This is a genomic window from Plantactinospora sp. KBS50 (assembly GCF_002285795.1).
Lineage (GTDB): Bacteria > Actinomycetota > Actinomycetes > Mycobacteriales > Micromonosporaceae > KBS50.
Window position 1 is genome coordinate 1,579,130 of sequence record NZ_CP022961.1, and the last position, 20,228, is coordinate 1,599,357.

Consider the following 20,228-nt stretch of genomic DNA (forward strand, 5'->3'; position numbering starts at 1 on the left):
CCCACTCCGGCCCTGGCCTCAGAACGCCGCGCGGATGTGCTCGACCAGGGCGCCGCCGGTGCGTGCGACGTACACCTCCAGCACGTCGAACCGGATCTCCCGCGGATGGGTGCCGCTCTCCCGCAACCACCGCAGCGCCAGGCGGCGCAACCGGCGTACCTTCGCGGCGGTGACCGCCTCCCCGGGCCAGCCGTACGCGCCCCCGCGGCGGCTCTTGACCTCGCAGAAGGCCAGCACGTCGCGTTCCCAGGCGATGATGTCGATCTCGCCCTGGTCGCAGCGCCAGTTGCGCGCCACCACCCGCATCTCCGCCTCGATGAGGTGCCGTACGGCGCACCGTTCGCCGTACGCGCCGACCGCCAACCTGGTCATCGTCATGCCTCGACGGTCGTCGCGCGTCGGCGCGTACGGGGGAACGAATTTTCCGGCTGTGGATGACGGACCGTCCTGTGGACAGCGAGACGATCTTGCAGGTGATCTGCTATGGACCGGGGTCCGACCGGCGCCGCCGCGACGCGCCGGGTGTGACGTCTGGGCTGGCTAGCTGGCCTGCCGTCGCATACGGTGCGGGACCGTGGACGGACAACGTGATTTTCCCGCCGAACAGGAGCCCGGCTGGTACGTCGAGGAGCGCGGGTACGGCGAGGAGCGCGGCTACGGCGATGACCGTGACCGCGGATACGGCGGTCGGCGCCGCGCGGCGCAGGACCGGCACCCCACCGACGGGGACCTGCCGCAGCAGCGCACCGACGGCACCGGCACGGGCTATCTCGGGGACTACGGCGACCGCCGGCCCGTCGACCGGACGGACTCCGCCCGGTACGACACCGGCGGCGGCTTCGGCTCGTCCACGCCGACCAGCGGATCGGGGTTCGACCCGCTGGGGTCGACGGACGGCGGCTTCGGCTCGACCGGCGCCGGGGCGGCAGCCGCGACCGGCGGCACCCTGGGTAACGCCGTGGGCGGCCAGACCCGGTCCAACTACGGTCGGGCCGCCGAGTTCCCGGTGGTCGCACCCGGTCGTACCGGCGAACCGGACGACGAGCGGCGGACCGGACAGCCGGGTGTCCCGGACGGCGGCGGTCAGCTCGGCGTGGACGGGTCGACCGGCGGTACCGGGCAGATTCCGGCGGTCGGCGATGGCTCGGAGGCGGACTCGAAGTTCGCCACCCGGGCGATCGACGTGCGGGACCTGCGCCGCAACGCGTCCGGCCCGGACCAGTCGCGTGCCGCCGAGTCGCCGGGCGCGGTCGGGGGCCAGCCCGGGGGCGGGTTCGGCGCGGGTCCCGCGGCCCCGGGCGTGTACGGCGGCGGCGCGCCGTCCGAGGGCGTCTACCGGTCCCGCCGGCCGCTGCGGGCGGTACTGCTCGGCCTGCTGACCGTGGTGTTCGAGTTGGCGGCCCTGCGGGTGCTGCTCAGCGGCGTGACCGCCGATCCGGTGGGCGTCTCCGCGGTGGTGTCCGGGCTCCTGCTGGTGATCGGGCTGCCGGCGCTCGCCGCCGGCCTGTACGGGATCTCCACCGGCTCGGCGGCGCTCGCCGATTCGGGCCGCTCGTGGCTGCGACCGCCGACCGGGTACCTGGTGACCGGCCTGGTGCTGCTGTTGGCCGCCGCCCTCGCGGCCCGCTGACCCACCCTGACCCGCTGACCCACCCTGACCCCCTGACCCCCCGCCCCTGCTGACCCACCCCGGCCCGGCTGACCGACCCGCCCTCTGCTGACCCACCCCGGCCGGCTGACCGACCCGCCCGCGGCCGACCGATCCGCCCTCTGCTGACCGGTCGGCCCCCGGGTTGGTCCATCCGCCACCCGCCACCCGCCGTCGCCACCCGCGGCGCGGCCGGCGGTGGCCCCCCGCCGCGTTGACCAAGGCGGCTGTGGCGCGGGAAAGCGCCCTCAACGCCACAAAAACCTTGATCAAGGCGAAAGCAGGGCGGTGGGTCGGGGCGGCGAGATCGGGGCGGTGGGGCGCGGCCCGCGCCGGGAGGTCGCGCGGCGTCGGGCGCGCCGGGGTTTGTGCCGGCCCGGTCGGGGCGGGGCGTACACTTGTTGCCGGCGACCGCCCATGCGGTCGACCTCGCGTGCCCTCTGCCCGGTGGAAGCCGGGTGGCGACGGCCTCCCTGGTCCCGATCATGGTCGGGTCCCCGACGGCCGGCGATCAGGCGCCAGGACGCCAGGCCGCCGGCCCGGCGTAGCCAACCAGGGAATCTTGAAGGAGCACCACCATGGCCATCGTGACCATGCGCCAGATGCTGGAAAGCGGCGTCCACTTCGGGCACCAGACCCGCCGGTGGAACCCGAAGATGAAGCGCTTCATTCTCACCGAGCGCAACGGCATCTACATCATCGACCTCCGCCAGACCCTCGACTACATCGAGAAGACGTACGACTTCGTGCGGAACACGGTCGCGGAGGGCGGCAGCATCCTCTTCGTCGGGACGAAGAAGCAGGCCCAGGAGGCGATCTCCGAGCAGGCGACGCGGGTCGGCCAGCCGTACGTGAACCACCGCTGGCTGGGTGGCATGCTCACCAACTTCCAGACGATCTACAAGCGGCTGCAGCGGATGAAGGAGCTGGAGGCGCTGGGTGACCTCTCCGTCGCCGCGCAGGGTTACACCAAGAAGGAGACCCTGCAGCTGTCCCGCGAGAAGGAGAAGCTGACCCGGACCCTCGGCGGTCTGCGGGACATGCAGAAGCTCCCGGCGGCGATCTGGGTGGTGGACACCAAGAAGGAGCACATCGCCGTCGACGAGGCCCGCAAGCTGGGTATCCCGGTCATCGCCGTGCTGGACACCAACTGCGACCCGGACGAGGTCGACTTCCCGATCCCCGGCAACGACGACGCGATCCGCTCGGCCGAGCTGCTGACCAAGGTCATCGCCTCGGCGGTGGGTGACGGGCTCATCGCCCGGTCCGGCAAGTCCCGCGGTGGCGACGACAAGCCCGAGCCGGGTGTGGTGGCCGCCGACGAGCCGCTCGCCGAGTGGGAGCGCGAGCTGATCGAGGACAACGAGAAGAAGGCCGCCCAGACTGAGGCCGCGGCGCCGGCCCCGACTGAGGCCGCGGCTCCGGCCCCGACCGAGGCTCCGGCCCCGACCGAGGCTCCGGCCCCGACCGAGGCTCCGGCCCCGACCGAGGCTCCGGCTCAGGCCGAGGCGCCCGCGCCGGCCGCCGCGGAGTGATCCGACCCGCCCGCCGGCCCAACGCGGGGCCGGCGGGTCTCGGGCGGATCGGCGGCGCGCCGCCGGGTAACCCGGACAAAACTTCATCCCAGCCGTAATCACCGAAGAGAGAGTCATGTCCAACTTCACCGCCGCGGACGTCAAGCGGCTCCGCGACCTCACCGGCGCCGGCATGATGGACTGCAAGAAGGCGCTCACCGAGGCCGAGGGCGACTTCGACAAGGCCGTCGAACTGCTGCGCATCAAGGGCGCCAAGGATGTCGGCAAGCGGGCCGGTCGGACCGCCGCCAACGGGCTGATCGCGCACTCCGGCAAGGCGTTGCTCGAACTCAACTGCGAGACCGACTTCGTGGCCAAGAACGCCGACTTCGTGGCGTTCGCCCAGCGGCTGGTCGAGCACGGCGCCCAGGCCGGCGTGACCGACGCCGAGGGTCTGCTGGCCTCGATGCTGGACGGCCGTACGGTCGCCGACACCGTCCAGGAGCAGTCCGCCAAGATCGGCGAGAAGCTGGTGCTCAACCGCTTCGCCGTGCTGGACGGCACGGTGGCCGTCTACCTGCACCGCAAGGCGCAGGACCTGCCGCCGCAGGTGGGCGTGATGGTCGAGTACACCGGCAAGACCGACGAGGCTGCGGACGCCGACGCCCGGGGCGTGGCCATGCAGATCGCCGCCATGCGGCCGAAGTTCGTCAGCCGGGACGAGGTGCCGGCGGAGACCGTCGAGTCCGAGCGGCGCATCGCCGAGCAGACCGCGCGCGAGGAGGGCAAGCCGGAAGCGGCGCTGTCCAAGATCGTTGAGGGTCGGGTCAACTCGTTCTTCAAGGACTTCGTCCTGCTGGAGCAGTCGTCGGTGGCCGACAACAAGAAGTCGGTCAAGCAGGTGCTCGCCGAGGCGGGCATCGAGGTCACCCGCTTTGTCCGGTTCGAGGTCGGTCAGGCCTGATCGGGACGCCCGCGCCGGGCGCCGAGCGCGCCCCTGGGCGGGTACGGGAGGAAACGCGGAGGAGGCCGCTGGTGTACGTGACGGGCACCGCGGCCTCCTCGTCACATAGAGTCAGCAACGGCAGGGACGGATGCGGCGCGGCGGCGAGCCGCGGTGTCGGGGAGGCGGGTCGGATGACGCAGACGGTGGGCGATACGCGAGTGGAGAACGATCCGACGATGCCCCCGACCGGCCGGTCCCGCCGGGTGGTGCTCAAACTGTCCGGCGAGGTGTTCGGCGGCGGCGCCGTGGGTGTCGACCCGGACGTCGTGCAGGCGATCGCCCGGCAGATCGCCACGGCAGCCCGGCGGGGCGTGCAGGTCGCCGCGGTGGTCGGCGGCGGCAACTTCTTCCGCGGCGTCGAGTTGCAGAAGCGGGGCATGGACCGCGCCCGGGCGGACTACATGGGCATGCTCGGCACGGTGATGAACTGCCTGGCCCTGCAGGACTTCCTGGAGAAGGAGGGCATCGAGACGCGGGTACAGAGCGCGATCACGATGGCCCAGGTGGCCGAGCCGTACATCCCGCTGCGCGCCATCCGGCACCTGGACAAGGGCCGGGTGGTGATCTTCGGCGCCGGCGCCGGCATGCCGTACTTCTCCACCGACACCGTGGCCGCCCAGCGCGCCCTGGAGATCCACGCGGATGTCGTGCTGATGAGCAAGAACGGTGTCGACGGCGTCTACACGGCCGACCCGCGTACCGATCCGGACGCCCGCAAGCTCGACTCGATCACCTTCTCCGAGGCGCTGCGGCGTGGCCTGCGGGTCGCCGACGCCGCGGCGTTCAGCCTCTGCGAGGAGAACAAGCTGCCCATGCTGGTCTTCGGGGCCGAAGGTACCGACACGATCGCCCGCGCGGTGGGCGGGGAACGGATCGGCACCCTGATCACCGCATGAAGGCGCCGCGTCCCGCGTTGACGTCCTCCGGACCGGGCGGGAGCGTTCTTTGGACAGGCATCACCAGAAGGAGGCGACGGACCAGGTGATCGACGACACACTCCTCGAAGCCGAGGAGAAGATGGAACGCGCGGTCGAGCACGCCAAGGAGGAGTTCGGGGCCATCCGTACCGGTCGGGCGACCCCCGCGATGTTCTCGAAGATCGTCCTTGACTACTACGGATCGCCGACGCCGCTGACCCAGATGGCGTCCATCGCCGTCCCGGAGCCGCGGATGGCGATCATCAAGCCGTACGACGCGTCGCAGATGAACGCGATGGAGAAGGCGATCCGGGACTCGGACCTCGGGGTCAACCCGAACAACGAGGGCACCCAGCTGCGCATCCTGCTGCCGCAGATGACCGAGGAGCGGCGGCGGGACATGATCAAGGTGGCCCGGCACAAGGGCGAGGAGGCCAAGGTCGCCATCCGGAACGTCCGGCGGCGGGCCAAGGAGGAACTCGACCGCATCGTCAAGGACGGCGAGGCCGGGGAGGACGACGGGCGTCGCGCCGAGAAGGAACTCGACGACCTCACCCACCGGTACGTCTCGAACGTCGACGATCTGATCAAGCACAAGGAAACCGAGCTGCTCGAAGTCTAGGCAGGCGTGCCGATGCCGGCAGCCACGCTCGTACCCGAGAAAGACCCCGGCCGCCGCCGGGGTCTTTCTCGTTCCGAGGGGCGATCCCGGTGCGGCGCGCAGCAACTGCTCCGACATCCTCGACGGGCCGATGTCGAGAACCGAGGCTATGGCTTCGACATGCTGGTGGAGGCGATCCTGCCCCGCCACCGCAGCAGCAGGAACAGTCGAAGGAGCAGCCATGAAGTACGTCATCCTCATCCACTCCAACCCGCAGCCCTGGGGTCACCCGACCGCGGATTTCCTGCCCGAGTCGAAGGCGCTTCCGCGGGCCGAGCGTGAGCGGCTCAACAAGGACTTCGAGGGCGCACTCGCGCAGCTCATGGAGCGGGGCGAGTTCGTACACGCCGAAGCGCTCGGTGCCCCTTCCACGGCGCGCCTGTTCCGGTGGCGCGACGGAGACCGGGTCGTGACGGATGGCCCGTTCGCCGAGGGCAAGGAGCACTTCGCCGGTTTCTTCCTGATCGACGTCGAGAGCCAGGCGCGGGCCGAGGAGGTCGCGCGGCTGTTCTCCGGCCCGGGCGAGACCGTGGAACTGCGGCCCACCATGACCGACGGTGCGGACACGCCCTGAGACCCGCGGTGATGTCGCATGGCGACCACGAGGACGTGTGGCGGGCGGCGGCGCCACACGTCCTCGCCACGCTCGTACGCCGGCACGACAACTTCGCCGACTGCGAGGACGCGGTCCAGCTCGCGCTGGTCGCGGCGGCCGAGCAGTGGCCGACCGACGGTCTTCCGGCCAATCCGACCGGATGGCTGATCCGGGTGGCGTCGCGCCGGCTGATCGACCAGCTGCGGGCCGACGCGGCGCGGCGCGCCAGGGAGGACCGGGCCGCACGCCTGGAGGTGGCCGCGCACGCGCCGGGCACGCCCGCCGAGGAGGAGACCGGCGTACGGGATGACACCCTGGATCTGCTGGTGCTCTGCGCCCATCCCGCCCTCACCGCCGCCTCCCAGGTCGCCCTGATGCTCCGCGCGGTGGGCGGACTGACGACCCGGGAGATCGCCGACGGCTTCTTCGTACCGGAGGCCACGATGGCGCAGCGGGTCAGCCGGGCGAAGGCCACGCTGCGAAACGCCGGCGCCAGGCTGGAGAAGCCGTCGGCGGCGGCCCTGCCCGGCCGGCTGCTCGCCGTGCGGCACGCGATCTCCCTGCTGTACACGCAGGCACACGCCGTCGCCGACGTGCCCGAGTCGACGCTGGCCGGGACCGCGATCCGGCTCGCGCGTGAGCTTCACGGGCTGGCCCCGGCAGATCCGGAGAACGCCGGGCTCCTGGCCCTGCTGCTGCTCACCCACGCCCGTAGCCGCGCCCGGCTCAGCCCGGCCGGCGACCTTGTCCCGCTGGAGGAACAGGACCGCGGCAGCTGGGACCGGGCGCTCATCGCCGACGGCATCACCTTGATCGAACAGACCCTGCCGGTCGGCTACGTGGGCTCCTTCCAGCTCCAGGCCGCGATCGCCGCCGTCCACGCCGAGGCCGCCGAGCACACCTCGACCGACTGGCCCCAGATCCTGGCCCTGTACGAGATGCTCGAACGCGTCGACCCGACCCCGGCCGCCACCCTCGGCCGCGCGATCGCCACGGCCGAGGTCGCCGGACCCGACGCCGGTCTCGCGGTCCTTGACCAGCTTCCGTACGAGAGCCACCGGTCCCACGCGGCCCGGGGACACATGCTCCTGCGCGCCGGCAGATCCGCCGAGGCGCGCTCCGAGTTCATCCACGCCGCGCAGCGCACCCGCAGCATCCCCGAACAGCGCTATCTCAACCGGCTCGCCGCCGCGATCCCGGCCGATCAGGCCACGTCCCGCTGATGCCCGGGAGGTGCCCCACTCAGATGCACGCCGGCGACCTGATTCCGTCGCGACAACGTCGCTGACGTACATCTGGCCCTCAGCGTGGGCGGCGTGGCGACGCAGACGCAGACGCCGACGCCGGAAGACATGCCGCCATCGCCATCGCCATTGACACCGCCATCGCCACCGCCACCGCCATCGCCACCGCCATTGACACCGTCGACCTCGACGGCGTCGCGTACGTCGCTGCGGCGGGTCGTAGCTTCCGAGGTGTCCGTCGGGCGGTCCACGTCCAATGGCCGTTACGCATGGTGACCTCGCTGGCTGCGACAAGACTTTTTGCACCTATACCTGAGAGTCATTTTTATGACTCTCAGGTATAGGTGCAAAAAATGTGTTCGGTCCTGGCGCGGTGTCTGCGGATCTCAGCGCCTGTTCCGCGCGGCACGGGGTGACGCCGCGACCCGAATCTCAAGTAGCAGGTCAGGGCCGCTTTTCGGGCTGCGGGTAAGGCCGGTTTTGCAGCGAACCGCCGGTTGTGCATCTGTGCCGGTCAGCGACCGGCGCGGACGGGGTCAGCCGAGCGGCCCGATTCGCTTCGCGAGGCCGACGAAGCCCTGCCACGCCGCCGGGCCGAAGGCCGGCGTCCCGCCGTCGCGGTCCTTGGTGTCGCGGACGAGCACCACGCCGGGCAGGTTGTCCCCAACCTCCACACACGACCCGCCGTTGGTGCCCGATCGAGTCGACTCGTGCCACGTGACGCCGGGGTGCCAATCGATCGGCCGGCGCAGCACCATGGCGTCAACGACCGCGACGAGAATGACCGCGACGAGAATGACCGCGACGAGCTGGACGGGCTGTTTCCTGCCCAGGATGACCTGTCGGCCGATCCGCGAGGACACCCGCTGTTCGACCGCGTCCGCCGGCAGGAGGCTCCGGCAGGAGGCTGTTGGCCAGCATCGCCCGCGCGTACGCCTCGGTCCGGGGGATGCCCGGCACGAACGCCGGTTCGTACCAGCGGGCCTGATGCGCCTCCCGCTCGCTCTCGATCCATTCACGCAGCCACGGCGGTGAGCTTTCCATCTCCGCGAGGCCCCGGAGCTGGCCGTGCCGGGTCTGTGCCGCGCCCGGGCCCCGCGGACCTGCGAAGCTCGCCCTGCTGGCCGGCCACCACGGCGACATGATCAGCCTGCTCATCGGCCTGTCTCATCATCTGCACCAGGCCACGCACGACCTTGCCGAGGTCTGCGGCGACCCCGCCCCCGCCCCGCAACACCTGCCATGCCCGGTTTCTCGGCTGGGCCAACCGTCGCCGCCCGCACCGTCGGCAGTCATGATCCGGTGCGGCGCCGCCGAGACATCGAGGTCGCGCCCGACGTCGACCCCGGCCCGCCGGTTGACGGTGCAGTAGGCTCGGCACGACTCTTCCTGTCTGGCAGGTGAAGTTGCGAGGTCCGGTTCGCGCCGGTGCCATGACAGACGAATGTTAAAACGACTGCTTAGGGGTTGAGGTTGATCCTGCGTCAGGTGGCCAAGCTGGCAACGGACTCGCGCGAGGTCTGATGTCCTACCTTGACCCGCGTCGCAGCGCCGAGCCCCGTGGCTGGGAACCCCCGGACGGCCCGTCCGGGGGAACTGGCCCGACCCGGACGCCGGCCAGCCGCGCGCGGGTCGGGCCGGCACGGCGTCCGGACCGTACTCCAGGCCGGCCGGTCCGGTCCGCCCCGCGGATCCGGCCGGTCTGACCGACCCGATCGGCATGCCCGCGGTGTCGGCGGATCCGGCCGGTCCGACCGACCCGGTCGGGCTGCCGCCGCTGGTCGCGCCGCCGGTCCGGCCGCCGTGGGGCGCGCCGCCGGGCGGGTCGGGGCCGTCCGGGCCGCCGGTCCGGCCACCGTGGGGTGCGCCCCCGCCGGACGGCCGGCCGCGAACACCGCACGACGGGCCGCCGGACGGCCGGCCGCGAGCGCCCCAGGACGGGCCGCCGCGGACGCCGCCGGGTTCTCCGTCGGCCATGGCGTCCCCCGCAGGACCGGACGAGGAGCCGGTCCGGCCGCGCCGGCACCGCGGTCGCCGCCGGGCCACCCGGTCCGGCGCGCCGCGTTCGGCCGCGCCGGCATCCTCCGGTACGTCGCGAGCGGCCGGCCCCGATCCGTCCGGTGCCCCGGAGCCTGGCGCGGCGCCGCAGCCCGCGGCCGGTCGGGCCGGCCGGAACCTGCCGGCCGCCATCGGCGTCGGGGCGGGTCTCGGCGCCGCCATCCTGGTGCCGCTGTTCCTGTTCCGGCCCGCCTTCCTGATTGTCCTGGTCGTCGCCGTCGGCGTCGGAATCTGGGAGATGGTCCGGGCCATCCAGAGCAGCGGTGTCCGCCCGCCGCTGGCCCCGCTGCTCGTCGGCGGCGTACTCATGGTCGGGTTGGCCTGGTGGGCCGGACCGGACGCGCTGAGCCTCGGTCTGCTGGTCACGGTGCTGTCGGTGTTGATCTGGCGGTTGGGCGACGGCCCGGCCGGCTACCAGCGGGACATGACCGCGGCCGTCCTGGTCGCCGTGTACGTCCCGTTCCTGGGCGGGTTCGCGGCGCTGCTCTCCACGCCGCCGGACGGCAGCCTGCGGGTGGTGGTCACGCTGGCGGCGGTGGTGCTGTCGGACACCGGCGGGTACGCCGCGGGGGTGTGGCTGGGCCGGCACCCGATGGCCCCGTCGGTGAGCCCGAAGAAGTCCTGGGAGGGATTTGCCGGCTCGGTGCTGGCCGCCGCCCTGGGCAGCGCGGTGCTGCTGTACCTGCTGCTGGACGTCGCGCCGCTCTGGGGTGCGCTGTTCGGCCTGGCGATCTCCGGCGCGGCCGTGCTGGGCGACCTGGGCGAGTCGATGATCAAGCGCGACCTGGGTGTGAAGGACATGAGCAACCTGCTCCCCGGGCACGGCGGCCTGATGGACCGGCTCGACTCGATCCTGTTCGCGGTGCCGGTCGCGTACCTGCTGTTGGCCGTCCTGAAGCCGGCCGGGTGAGGATTATGCCCTGCGCCCGCATGGTTACCCTCCGGAATCAAACAGATCCGTCCGCACGGTCAGGTGCGTACCGGCCTCGGCGTGGGAGACTGGACGGGCCATGACGACCCTGCCCGTGCTCACTCTCCGTCCCGACGCTTCCGACTCCCGCCGGGCGGCGCTGCCGCCCCGGCACCTCGCCGACCTCGACCTCGCCGGCCGCCAGGAACTGGTCCGCGAGTTGGGCGAGCCCGCGTTCCGCGCCAAGCAGATCTCCACCCACTACTTCGGGCGGCTGATCCGCGACCCGGGCGCGATGACCGACCTGCCCGCCGCCAGCCGGGAACGGCTGGCCGGCACCCTGCTGCCCACGCTGCTCACCCCGGTACGGGAGATGGCCTGCGACGACGGCGCCACCCGCAAGGCACTGTGGCGGCTGCACGACGGCTCGCTTGTCGAGAGCGTGCTGATGGGCTATTCCGACCGGGTCACCGTGTGCATCTCCAGCCAGGCCGGCTGCGGGATGGCCTGCCCGTTCTGCGCCACCGGCCAGGCCGGGTTGACCCGGAACCTGTCCACCGCGGAGATCCTGGACCAGGCGGTCTATCTGGCCGGTGTGGCCGCCTCCGGCGCGGTCGCCGGCTCCCCGGCCCGGCTGTCGCACGTCGTGTTCATGGGCATGGGCGAGCCGCTGGCCAACTACGCCCGGGTGGTCGCCGCGGTCCGCCGGCTCTGCGCGCCGTCCCGGAGGGGCTGGGGCTGTCCCAGCGGCACATCACCGTCTCGACCGTCGGCCTGGTGCCCGCCATGCGCCGGCTGGCCGAGGAGGACCTGTCGGTGACCCTGGCGCTGTCGCTGCACGCCCCCGACGACGAACTGCGGGACGAGTTGGTGCCGGTGAACCAGCGGTGGAAGGTCGCCGAGGTGCTCGACGCGGCCTGGAACTACGCCGACCGGACGGGACGCCGGATCTCGATCGAGTACGCGATGATCAGGGACGTGAACGACCAGCCGTGGCGGGCGGACCTGCTGGGCCGGCTGCTCGCCGGCCGGTTGGCCCACGTCAACCTGATCCCGCTGAACCCGACCCCGGGCAGCCGCTGGGACGCCAGCCCGAAGCCGGTGGAGCGGGAATTCGTCCGCCGGCTCCGCGCGGCCGGGGTCTCCACCACGGTGCGGGACACCCGGGGGCAGGAGATCGACGGGGCATGCGGGCAGTTGGCCGCGGCAGAGGTGTCGGCATGATGTCAGGCTGGACCGGGGTAGCCAGGGGCAGTGCTGTTCGCCGAGTATCGAACGCGTACAACGGAGTCGACGGCGTGTCCAGGCCGCGTGACGACCGAGCAGACCAGGAGACATAGTGGCGAGTCAGGGTCAACGTTTCCGGCGTAAGGCGCTGCGCCGGGGCTACAAGGTCGACGAGGTGGACGATTTCCTCGACCGGGTCGAGGCCATGCTCGCCGGTGAGCAGATCAGCACGCCCGTGACCTCCCAGGAGGTCCACGACGTCGTGTTCCGGGTCCGGTTCAACGGCTACGACGAGTGGCAGGTCGACCTGCACCTGGACCGGGTCGAACGGCAGCTTGCGGAGTTCGAGGAGCGCAGCGGCACGGGCCGCGGTGCCGACCGGATGGGCGCGCCGGAGCGGATGGGCGCCGAACGGATGGGCGGACCCGACCGGATGGGTCCGCCGGACCGGTTCGGCCCGCCGGACCGGATGGGCGCGCCCGATCGGATGGGTCCGCCGGATCGGATGGGTGCCCCCGATCGGTTCGGTCCGCCGGATCGGATGGGTCCGCCCGATCGGATGGGTCCGCCGGATCGGATGGGTGCCCCCGATCGGTTCGGTCCGCCGGACCGGATGGGTCCGCCGGCCCGGGACGACCGTGGTGGGCCGGCCATGGCGCCGCCGATGCCGCCCCGCTCGATGCCGGCACAGGCCGGCCCGGGCGATCCGTACAAGCGTTACGACGAGCCGACCGGAGGATTCGGCGGCGGCTCGGACAGCGGACGTGGCTACGACGGCCCGCCGCCGGCCGGTGGACCTGGTGGGCGGGGTGCCAGCGGCAACCTGCCGGCCCGGCCCGGCCTGCCCGCCGGTGGCGCCCCGGGACTGCCCCCGGGCGCCGGGCCGCGGATGCCTGACGGGTACGACCCGGACGACCGGTTCAACGGCTTCGAGGCGGGCCGGCACGGCAAGGCGGACATGACGACCGAGATGCGGCTGCCGGACCGTGACTCGCGCTCGCTCGGCCGCGGTCCGGGCGCCGGCGGCCCGCCCACCGTTCCCGCCTCGCCTCCGGTGCTGCCGCCGTCCCCGGCCGGCCCACCCATGGGCGGCCCGGCCGGCCCGCGACCCGGCGGTGCGCCGGGCGGCGCCCCGGGTGGCGACATGCAGCGGGTGGACCAGATCCGGCGCACCTTCCAGGTCCGCCGGTTCGGCAGCGGGTACGACCCGGACCAGGTCGACCGGATGTTCGACGAGATCCTGGGCAGCATGGCCGGCCGCGGCCCGCTGCCGGTGTCGCCGGCCGACCTGGACGCCCCGCGCTTCGGGCTGGTGCCCGGCGGCTACTTCGAGGCCGAGGTGGACGCCGCGCTCAAGGAGGTCAAGGACATCCTGTTCCGGCGCTGACCCCGCCGGGCCTGGACGCATGACGAACGGCCCGCCCCGATATCCGGGGCGGGCCGTCGTCTGCGTGCATCCTGCGCGGCGGGTGCCGCCGCGCAGGTCGGAAATCGGCGCGGGTCAGGACCGCAGGCCGTTGCGGCGCAGGATGATGTCGCCGATCACGATGGCCAGCAGCGCGGCGGCGATGCCGATCAGCCAGATGTTCTCGACGTTGCCCCGGTGGTTGCCGCAGAGCATCAGCAGCGACGCGACCGCGACGAAAACGGCGCCGATCTGTCCCGCCCTCCGGTGCCCCGGCTTGTGCTGGTCGGGCGACGTCACGGGCTCCGGCTCAGTTCCGGCCACTTTCGGTCCTTCCTTCCTACCGAGGATCTCGGGTTCAGTCTGGCATGTCCGGATACCCCGGGGCCGGGCAGGCCCGCGCGTTACCCGACGTCGCGGCTCGGCGGGAGTGGCCGCTCCGGTAGCGTCTGTCCGGGAGAAGCTTCATCGCCGAGCGAAGGGACTGTGCGGTGCGTCTGACCGGTACGGGGCACGCCAGCATGCGGATCGACACGGCCGCGGGCAGCATCCTGTGCGACCCGTGGGTCAATCCAGCCTATTTCGGCTCGTGGTTCCCGTTCCCGGACAACTCCCAGCTCGACTGGGAGTCGCTGGGTCAGACCGACTACCTGTACGTGTCCCACCTGCACCGGGACCACTTCGACGCGGCGCACCTCAAGCGTTTCGTCAGCAAGAAGGCCACCGTGCTGCTGCCCGAGTACCCGACCTCGGAGCTGGAGGACGAGCTGCGGGAGCTGGGCTTCACCAGTTTCCTCAAGACCAGGACCAACGAGGTCGTCGAGCTGGACGGCGGCCTGAAGGTGATGATCCAGGCGTTGACCAGCCCGACCGACGGGCCGATCGGCGACTCGTCCCTCTGGGTGGAGCACGACGGGGTCCGGCTGCTCAACCAGAACGACGCCCGACCCACCGACCTGACCACCTTCGCCGAGCTGGGCCACGTCCACGCGCACCTGCTCCAGTTCTCCGGCGCCATCTGGTACCCGATGGTCTACGAGCTGCCCACGGCCGCGAAGACGGCGTTCGGCAAGCAGAAGCGGGACCGGCAGTTCGACCGCACCTGGCGGTACATCGACGACCTCAAGGCGTCGCACGTGTTCCCGATCGCCGGGCCGCCCTGCTTCCTCGACGACGAGCTGTGGCAGTTCAACGACATCTTCGACGATGAGGGCAACATCTTCCCGGACCAGTCGGTCTTCATGCGCGAGTACGCGAAGGTCGGCGGCACGAACGGGGTGGTGCTGCTGCCGGGCAGCGTCGCCGAGCTGACCACGGAACGCTGCGAGACCAGCCACCCGGTGCCGGTCGAGGAGTTCTTCGCGAACAAGGTCGCCCACCTGGAGGAGATGCGCGAGCGCAAGCGGCCGGTCATCGCGGCCGAGCGGGCCAGCTGGCGGCATCCCGAGGTGGACGTGCTCAAGGAGATGAAGCGGCGGATCGAACCGCTGCTGGACGAGTCCATCTACCTGGCCAAGGGCGTCGGCGGGCCGGTCCGCTTCGACCTGGTGGGCACCGATCACCTCGGCGAGGAGGTGGTCGAGTCGATCGTGGTGGACTTCCCGGGCAAGCAGGTCCGGGCGTACGCCGACGAGAAGGTGCGGTACCGGTTCCGCACCGAGCGGGTGCTGATCGAGCACCTGCTGTTCATCGGCGAGGTCGACTGGGTCAACTCGCTCTTCCTGTCCTGCCGGTTCTCGGCGGCGCGGATCGGCCAGTACAACGAGTTCGTGTACGCGTTCTTCAAGTGCCTGTCGCAGGAGCGGCTCCAGTACGCCGAGGGCTGGTACGACGAGCACGAGCGGACCAGCGACGCCGAGGACATCAGGCTGGGTGACTGGACGGTGCAGCGGCGCTGCCCGCACCTGAAGGCGGACCTGACCCGGTTCGGCATCGTGGAGGGTGACCAGCTCACCTGCCAGTTGCACGGCTGGCGGTTCGACCTGCCCTCCGGACGCTGTCTGACCAGCGTCGGCCACAAGATCCGCGCGCACAAGCAGGAGCAGGTCGAGGCCGAGCCGGCCGGCTGAGCGCAGGCCCGGCGCGGTTAGCGCAGGTCGGCCAGGATGCGCCGGGCGGCGTTGTGGCCGGCCGCCCCGATCACGCTGCCGGCCGGGTGGCAGCCGGCGCTGCCGGCGTACAGGCCGTCGACCCCGGTGGCGTACGGCATCCGGTCGGTGAACGACACGGTGTTGTCGACGTGGTGGATGTGCCCGCCGGTGATCCCGAAGTGCTCCTCGATGCCCGGCGGGGGCAGCGGAACGGCGTCGGCGACCAGATCGGCGGTGCCCGGCGCGTACCGTTCGCAGATCGCCAGCAGCCGGTCGACGTACCCGGGCAGCGCGGTGGCCCAGTCGGTGCCGGCCGGGGCGTACGGCACGGACTGCACGAACAGCGCGGACGAGTGGTGCCCGGCCGGATCCTGCAACGACGGGTCGACGGTGGTGTGCAGGTACCACTCGATGGTCGGCTCGTCCGGCAGCCGGCCGGCCTGGACGTCGGCCCACATGGCCCGCAGCGCGGCCATCGGCGTGGCGGTGTCGCCGCCCGGCGCGGCGCGGCCCGGCGTCCCGTCCGGCACCAGGGATGCGGAGCCGGGCAGCAGGTGGATGGTCGAGCCGAACGGGCTGGGCGTGCCCGCCGGCAGGCAGGAGAACCGGGGCAGGCCGGAGAGCGCCAGGTTGACCTTCAGGGTGGTGCCGGGTCGCCGGTTCGCGGCCATCCGGTCGGTCAGGGCCGCCGGGAGCGCGCCGTCGGGCACCAGGTCGATGAGCCGGTACGGGTCGCAGGCGCCCAGCACCACGGGAGCGGAGACCGATCGGCCGTCGGCCAGCGCGACCCCGCTGACGGCGCCGCCGTGCATCGTCACGGCCGCCACCCGGGCGCCGGTCACGATCCGGGCGCCGGCCGCCCGGGCGGCCTCCGCGAAGGTCCGGGACACCGTGCCCATGCCGCCCTCGGCGATCATCCAGGTGCCGTCCGCGCCGGGCAGCCGGCACATGTTGTGGACCAGGAAGTTGTGGCCGGTGCCCGGGTCGTCCGGTCCGGCGTTCAGCCCGGACAACCCGTCGGTGACCGCGTACATCGACACCAGCAGCTCGGACCGGAAGTCGAACCGGGCCAGGTAGTCGGCGACCGAGCCGCCGACCAGCTCGACGAAGGTGTCCCGTAGTGCGGGCCGGACGTACCGCTCGGCCGTCTGCGGCACCGGCAGCGGCTCGGCGAGCCAGGCCGGCGCGAGGTCCTCGCGCAGCGCCGCCAGCTCGGCCTGCATCGCGTCGTCGGCCGCCACGTCGGCGGGGGAGAAGAACTCCGCGAGCCGTTCGCGGTTCACCGCCGGGTCCGCGCCGACCAGCAGGTACGGCGAGCCCACCGGCCCGGGTGTTGGCAGGAAGTAGTGCGGATCCCGGCGCAGCACCGGGATGCGGACGTCCAGCGTGCTCAGCAGCTCCGGCGGCATCAGCCCGAGCAGGTACGACCCGGTGGAGTGGCTCAGCTGCGGCACCCGGGGGAACGGACGCTCGGTGCGGGCGGCGCCGCCGATCACGCCGGCGGCCTCCAGCATCAGCACCTTCAGGCCGGCGCGGGCCAGCAGGATGGCCGACACCAGGCCGTTGTGCCCGGCCCCGATGATCACCACGTCGGCCCGGTCGGGCAGCTCAGCGTCCATGCCGGGGCAGCCTAGTGGCTGCCGGGCGGCGGCGGGGAGCCGTCGCGTCGAACCGGCGCGCCGCGCAGCTGACCGGCCAGGCCGGTCAGCTCGATCTCGAAGAGCTTCTCCGGCTCGGTGAGCGCCCAGTCGAGGTGGTGGAAGACCTCCGTGGCGATCAGCCCGTAGAGCCGGGTCCAGCAGGCCAGGAACGCGTACGCCACGCCGGGCGGGAGGGCGCCGTGCACGCGTTGGAACAGCGGGCTGAGCCGGTCGCCGAGCTGCCGTTCCAGGGCGGGGGCGGCCGGGTCGGGCAGCCGCCCCCGGTCGGCCAGCAGGCAGAGCGGCTCCAGGAAGACGGCGCCCAGCCGGGCGCCGGGCTGGTCGATGTCGCACTGCCGCATGAACTCGATCATGCCCGGCACCGGCCGGCCGAGGATCAGGCTGAACTCGGCGGGGTGCTCCACCGACCAGCGCCGGAAGGCGCGGAGCATGGCCAGCAGCCGGTCGACCGGATCGTCCCCGGCGGTGTCCCGGGCCGCCTCGACGGTGCCGCGCAGTTCGTCGTAGAGGTCGCCGGCCAGCTCCACCACCAGCGCCTCCAGGCTGGGAAAGTAGCGGTAGATGGCGGGCGCGGTCATGCCCATGTCGCGGGCGATGGCGCGCAGCGAGACCGCCTCCGTGCCGCCGTCGACCAGCAGGTGCCGGGCACCCTGCTTGATCTCCGCGACGGTCGCCGTACGCAGGCGTTCCCGCCGGGTGGGAGCGGTCATCGAACGAACCCCCTTGACTGAAGTGAACGACGTAGCAATAGTTAACGGCGTTCACTTTTCTGACTGGTTATTACAGGGTACGACCTGGGCGGGTAGGAACTCGATGTTTGCATGGTGGGGGCGACACGTCGTACGGCTCCGCTGGGCGGTGCTGCTCGCGGCGCTGGCGCTGGGCGCCCTCGGCGCGACCTGGGGGACCGGCGTGTTCGGCACGCTGACCGGCGGTGGCTTCGACGACCCGGCCAGCGAGTCCAGCCGGGCCGCCACCCGGATCGCCAGCGAACTGGGCCGGCAGGACGCCGACATCCTGGTGCTCTACTCCAGCGACACGCTCACCGCGGACCAACCGGCGTTCCGGGACCCGGTGACCACGACCCTGCGGCAGTTGCGCGAGCGGCCCGCGGTCGCCAGCGTCACGAGCTGGTACGACACCCAGGCACCCACGTTGCTGTCCCGGGACCGGACCGCCACCTACGCCCTGATCCAACTGCGCGCCGGCGACGAGGACGAGCGCACGGCCGCGTACCGGGACCTGCGCCCGGCCCTCGACGCCCCCGGCGTCCGCACCCAGGTCGGCGGCGCGGTGCCGTTCCTGAGCGCCGCCAACGAGCAGACCACCCGGGACATCACCCGGGCCGAGCTGTTCTCCATGCCGATCCTGCTGGTGCTGCTGGTGCTCATCTTCGGCGGCCTGGTGGCCGCGGCCACCCCACTGCTGATCGGCGGTCTCGCCATCCTCGGCGCGTTCGTGGCGGTACGGCTGCTGGCCACCGTCACCGAAGTGTCGATCTTCGCGATCAACGTCATCACGCTGATCGGCCTCGGCATGGCCATCGACTACGCGCTGTTCATCGTGAGCCGGTTCCGGGAGGAACTGCGGGCCGGCCACGACACGCCCGAGGCGCTGCGGCGCACCCTCGCCACCGCGGGCCGCACCGTCGTGGTGTCCGGCCTGACCATCGCGCTGGCCATGGGCAGCCTGCTGATCTTCCCGCAGGTCTTCCTCCGTTCGATGGGCGTGGGCGGGATGGCCGCCGTGCTGGTCGCCATGCTGGCCGCGCTGACCGTGCTGCCGGCGCTGCTGGCCGTGCTCGGCCACCGGATCGACGCGGTACGCGTACCCGTGCCCGGTCGCCGCACCCGGGCCGCGGGCCGTAGCGGAGCGGCGGGCCGTAGTGGGGCCGCGGACCGCACCCCGCTCGCGGACCCGGCGCCCGGCGCCACCGCGGCGGCGGACCCGGTCGGCGCCACCGCGGCGGCGGACCCGGCCGGCGGCGGCGCGTGGGCCAGGATCGCCCGGGCGGTGATGCGCCGGCCGGTGCCGGTCGTGGTCGGCGTGCTGGCCGTGCTCGGCGTGCTGGCCGCGCCGTTCCTGCGGATCGAGTTCGGCGGCTTCGACGAGCGGGTGCTGCCGGCCGACTCGACGCCCCGGCTGGTCACCGAGCGAATCCAGACCGAGTTCCCGGGCGCCACCGTCGGCCCGATACAGGTGCTGGTCTCCGGCGTACCGGCCGAGCGGGCACAGGGATTCGCGGCCCGGATCGGCGCCGTACCCGGCGTCACCGACGTGCGGGTCGCGGCGGCCGACGCGGACACGACGCTGCTGTCGGTCGGCTACTCGGGGGAGCCGACCGACGACACCGCCCAGGACGCCGTACGGGCGATCCGCCACCTGCCGGTGCCCGACGGCGCGGAGGTCCTGGTCGGCGGCCGGCCCAGCGCCGACCGGGACCTGCTGGACAGCCTGGGCGGCCGGCTGCCGTGGATGGCCCTGATCATGGCGGCGGCCACCCTGCTGCTGCTCTTCCTCGCCTTCGGCTCGATCGTGCTGCCGGTCAAGGCGGTGATCATGAACGTGGTGTCGATCTCGGCGTCGTTCGGCGTCGTGGTGTGGGTGTTCCAGGACGGGCACCTGGCCGACCTGCTCGGCTTCACGCCCACCGGGTTCATTGAGGCGAGCAACCCGATCCTCATGCTGGCCGTGCTGTTCGGGCTGGCCACCGACTACGAGGTCTTCCTGCTCTCCCGGGTCCGCGAGGAATGGGACGCCGGGCGCGACAACACCACGGCGGTGGCCACCGGACTCCAGCACACCGGCCGGATCATCACGGCCGCGGCCCTGCTGCTGGCGGTCGTGGTGGCCGGGTTCACCACCGGCGGCATGTCGTACATCAAGCTGATCGGCGTCGGCATGATCGTGGCGATCGTGGTGGACGCCACCCTGGTCCGGGTGCTGCTCGTACCGGCCACCATGCGACTGCTCGGCCGCTGGAACTGGTGGGCGCCGGGGCCGCTCGCCCGGCTGTACCGCAGGTACGGCATCCGCGAGTCCGGCCCGCCCACCCCGGCGGCTCCCGGTTCCGTCCCGGCCGCTCCCGGTTCCGGCGCGGCCGGCGGCGGCGCGGCCGCGGCAGGCGAGACGCCGTCGCCCGCCCCGACCGGGGCGCTGGCCGGCGAATGACCCTCGCGCCGCCACGACCCCGGCGGCGCGAGCGGTGGGTACGCGGGTCCGGGCCGGCTCGGGGGTGGCCCGCACCCGCGGCCTCTGGCCAGCGGCTGAGCCGCTGAGCATCAGCGCGGCC

General features: G+C 72.5%; 15 protein-coding genes and 3 pseudogenes. 12 read left to right on the top strand and 6 right to left on the bottom strand.

The genetic code is table 11. The features are described from left to right. Window positions 1–18: 18 nt before the first annotated feature. A complete protein-coding gene (locus tag CIK06_RS07235) occupies window positions 19–378 on the bottom strand; it encodes a YraN family protein (protein ID WP_095564169.1) in 360 nt (119 codons plus the stop codon). Between the two features lie 196 nt (window positions 379–574). On the opposite strand from CIK06_RS07235, the gene CIK06_RS07240 reads away from it, so the two are divergent. The 7 genes from CIK06_RS07240 (at window position 575) to CIK06_RS07270 (ending at window position 7,564) form a co-directional block, all read left to right on the top strand. Next, entirely contained in the window at window positions 575–1,630 is a 1,056-nt protein-coding gene (locus CIK06_RS07240) for a hypothetical protein (RefSeq protein ID WP_095564170.1), read from the top strand. Window positions 1,631–2,226: 596 nt separating this feature from the next. Continuing rightward, a complete protein-coding gene (rpsB, locus tag CIK06_RS07245) occupies window positions 2,227–3,183 on the top strand; it encodes a 30S ribosomal protein S2 (RefSeq protein WP_095564171.1) in 957 nt (318 codons plus the stop codon). A gap of 115 nt (window positions 3,184–3,298) precedes the next feature. Continuing rightward, a complete protein-coding gene (gene tsf / locus CIK06_RS07250) occupies window positions 3,299–4,126 on the top strand; it encodes a translation elongation factor Ts (RefSeq protein WP_095564172.1) in 828 nt (275 codons plus the stop codon). Window positions 4,127–4,344: 218 nt separating this feature from the next. Then, window positions 4,345–5,064, top strand: coding sequence for a UMP kinase (pyrH, locus tag CIK06_RS07255; protein WP_198348128.1), 720 nt, complete (start codon window positions 4,345–4,347; stop codon window positions 5,062–5,064). Window positions 5,065–5,149: 85 nt separating this feature from the next. Then, window positions 5,150–5,707, top strand: coding sequence for a ribosome recycling factor (gene frr, locus CIK06_RS07260; protein WP_095567639.1), 558 nt, complete (start codon window positions 5,150–5,152; stop codon window positions 5,705–5,707). 220 nt (window positions 5,708–5,927) lie between these two features. After that, the gene (locus CIK06_RS07265) at window positions 5,928–6,320 is read left to right on the top strand and encodes a YciI family protein (RefSeq protein WP_095564174.1); all 393 of its coding nucleotides are present in this window, start codon (window positions 5,928–5,930) and stop codon (window positions 6,318–6,320) included. 11 nt (window positions 6,321–6,331) lie between these two features. After that, window positions 6,332–7,564: an RNA polymerase sigma factor gene (locus tag CIK06_RS07270; protein ID WP_095564175.1), complete on the top strand. Its 1,233-nt coding sequence runs from the start codon at window positions 6,332–6,334 to the stop codon at window positions 7,562–7,564. Between the two features lie 557 nt (window positions 7,565–8,121). Here the strand turns inward: CIK06_RS07270 and CIK06_RS07275 are convergent. Then, window positions 8,122–8,325, bottom strand: a complete 204-nt coding sequence (locus tag CIK06_RS07275) for a DUF397 domain-containing protein (protein WP_369916185.1) — start codon at window positions 8,323–8,325, stop codon at window positions 8,122–8,124. After that, window positions 8,305–8,647: pseudogene (locus CIK06_RS30700) on the bottom strand (Scr1 family TA system antitoxin-like transcriptional regulator); the annotation flags it as partial. The pseudogene CIK06_RS30700 and the gene CIK06_RS07275, both read right to left, overlap by 21 nt. Window positions 8,648–9,108: 461 nt before the next feature. Between CIK06_RS30700 and CIK06_RS07280 the strand changes: the two are divergent. From CIK06_RS07280 to CIK06_RS07290, 3 genes and pseudogenes are all read left to right on the top strand, one after another. Beyond that, window positions 9,109–10,553 (top strand): annotated as a pseudogene (locus tag CIK06_RS07280) (phosphatidate cytidylyltransferase). A 100-nt stretch (window positions 10,554–10,653) separates the two neighbouring features. Then, window positions 10,654–11,777: pseudogene (gene rlmN, locus CIK06_RS07285) on the top strand (23S rRNA (adenine(2503)-C(2))-methyltransferase RlmN). Between the two features lie 115 nt (window positions 11,778–11,892). Then, window positions 11,893–13,167: a DivIVA domain-containing protein gene (locus tag CIK06_RS07290; RefSeq protein WP_095564177.1), complete on the top strand. Its 1,275-nt coding sequence runs from the start codon at window positions 11,893–11,895 to the stop codon at window positions 13,165–13,167. 114 nt (window positions 13,168–13,281) lie between these two features. Here the strand turns inward: CIK06_RS07290 and CIK06_RS07295 are convergent, their stop codons facing one another. Then, window positions 13,282–13,509 (bottom strand): DUF2631 domain-containing protein, encoded by a 228-nt coding sequence (locus CIK06_RS07295; RefSeq protein WP_095564178.1) that lies wholly within the window; start codon window positions 13,507–13,509, stop codon window positions 13,282–13,284. Between the two features lie 167 nt (window positions 13,510–13,676). On the opposite strand from CIK06_RS07295, the gene CIK06_RS07300 reads away from it, so the two are divergent. Further along, window positions 13,677–15,254, top strand: a complete 1,578-nt coding sequence (locus CIK06_RS07300) for a Rieske 2Fe-2S domain-containing protein (RefSeq protein ID WP_095564179.1) — start codon at window positions 13,677–13,679, stop codon at window positions 15,252–15,254. 17 nt (window positions 15,255–15,271) lie between these two features. Here CIK06_RS07300 and CIK06_RS07305 read toward each other — a convergent pair whose 3' ends face one another. Next, window positions 15,272–16,894 (bottom strand): NAD(P)/FAD-dependent oxidoreductase, encoded by a 1,623-nt coding sequence (locus CIK06_RS07305; protein WP_095564180.1) that lies wholly within the window; start codon window positions 16,892–16,894, stop codon window positions 15,272–15,274. 11 nt (window positions 16,895–16,905) lie between these two features. Next, window positions 16,906–17,646: a TetR/AcrR family transcriptional regulator gene (locus CIK06_RS07310; protein WP_095564181.1), complete on the bottom strand. Its 741-nt coding sequence runs from the start codon at window positions 17,644–17,646 to the stop codon at window positions 16,906–16,908. A 103-nt stretch (window positions 17,647–17,749) separates the two neighbouring features. Between CIK06_RS07310 and CIK06_RS07315 the strand changes: the two genes are divergently transcribed. Next, entirely contained in the window at window positions 17,750–20,107 is a 2,358-nt protein-coding gene (locus CIK06_RS07315; RefSeq protein ID WP_095564182.1) for an MMPL family transporter, read from the top strand. Window positions 20,108–20,228: the final 121 nt, after the last annotated feature.

What these genes read in the sequence shown, in the direction of transcription:
- CIK06_RS07305 (WP_095564180.1), bottom strand. Translation starts at nt 16,894, where the DNA reads ATGGACGCTGAGCTGCCCGACCGGGCCGACGTGGTGATCATCGGGGCC.
- CIK06_RS07315 (WP_095564182.1), top strand. Translation starts at nt 17,750, where the DNA reads ATGTTTGCATGGTGGGGGCGACACGTCGTACGGCTCCGCTGGGCGGTG.
- pyrH (WP_198348128.1), top strand. Translation starts at nt 4,345, where the DNA reads ATGCCCCCGACCGGCCGGTCCCGCCGGGTGGTGCTCAAACTGTCCGGC.
- rpsB (WP_095564171.1), top strand. Translation starts at nt 2,227, where the DNA reads ATGGCCATCGTGACCATGCGCCAGATGCTGGAAAGCGGCGTCCACTTC.
- CIK06_RS07235 (WP_095564169.1), bottom strand. Translation starts at nt 378, where the DNA reads ATGACGATGACCAGGTTGGCGGTCGGCGCGTACGGCGAACGGTGCGCC.
- tsf (WP_095564172.1), top strand. Translation starts at nt 3,299, where the DNA reads ATGTCCAACTTCACCGCCGCGGACGTCAAGCGGCTCCGCGACCTCACC.
- CIK06_RS07310 (WP_095564181.1), bottom strand. Translation starts at nt 17,646, where the DNA reads ATGACCGCTCCCACCCGGCGGGAACGCCTGCGTACGGCGACCGTCGCG.
- CIK06_RS07265 (WP_095564174.1), top strand. Translation starts at nt 5,928, where the DNA reads ATGAAGTACGTCATCCTCATCCACTCCAACCCGCAGCCCTGGGGTCAC.
- CIK06_RS07270 (WP_095564175.1), top strand. Translation starts at nt 6,332, where the DNA reads ATGTCGCATGGCGACCACGAGGACGTGTGGCGGGCGGCGGCGCCACAC.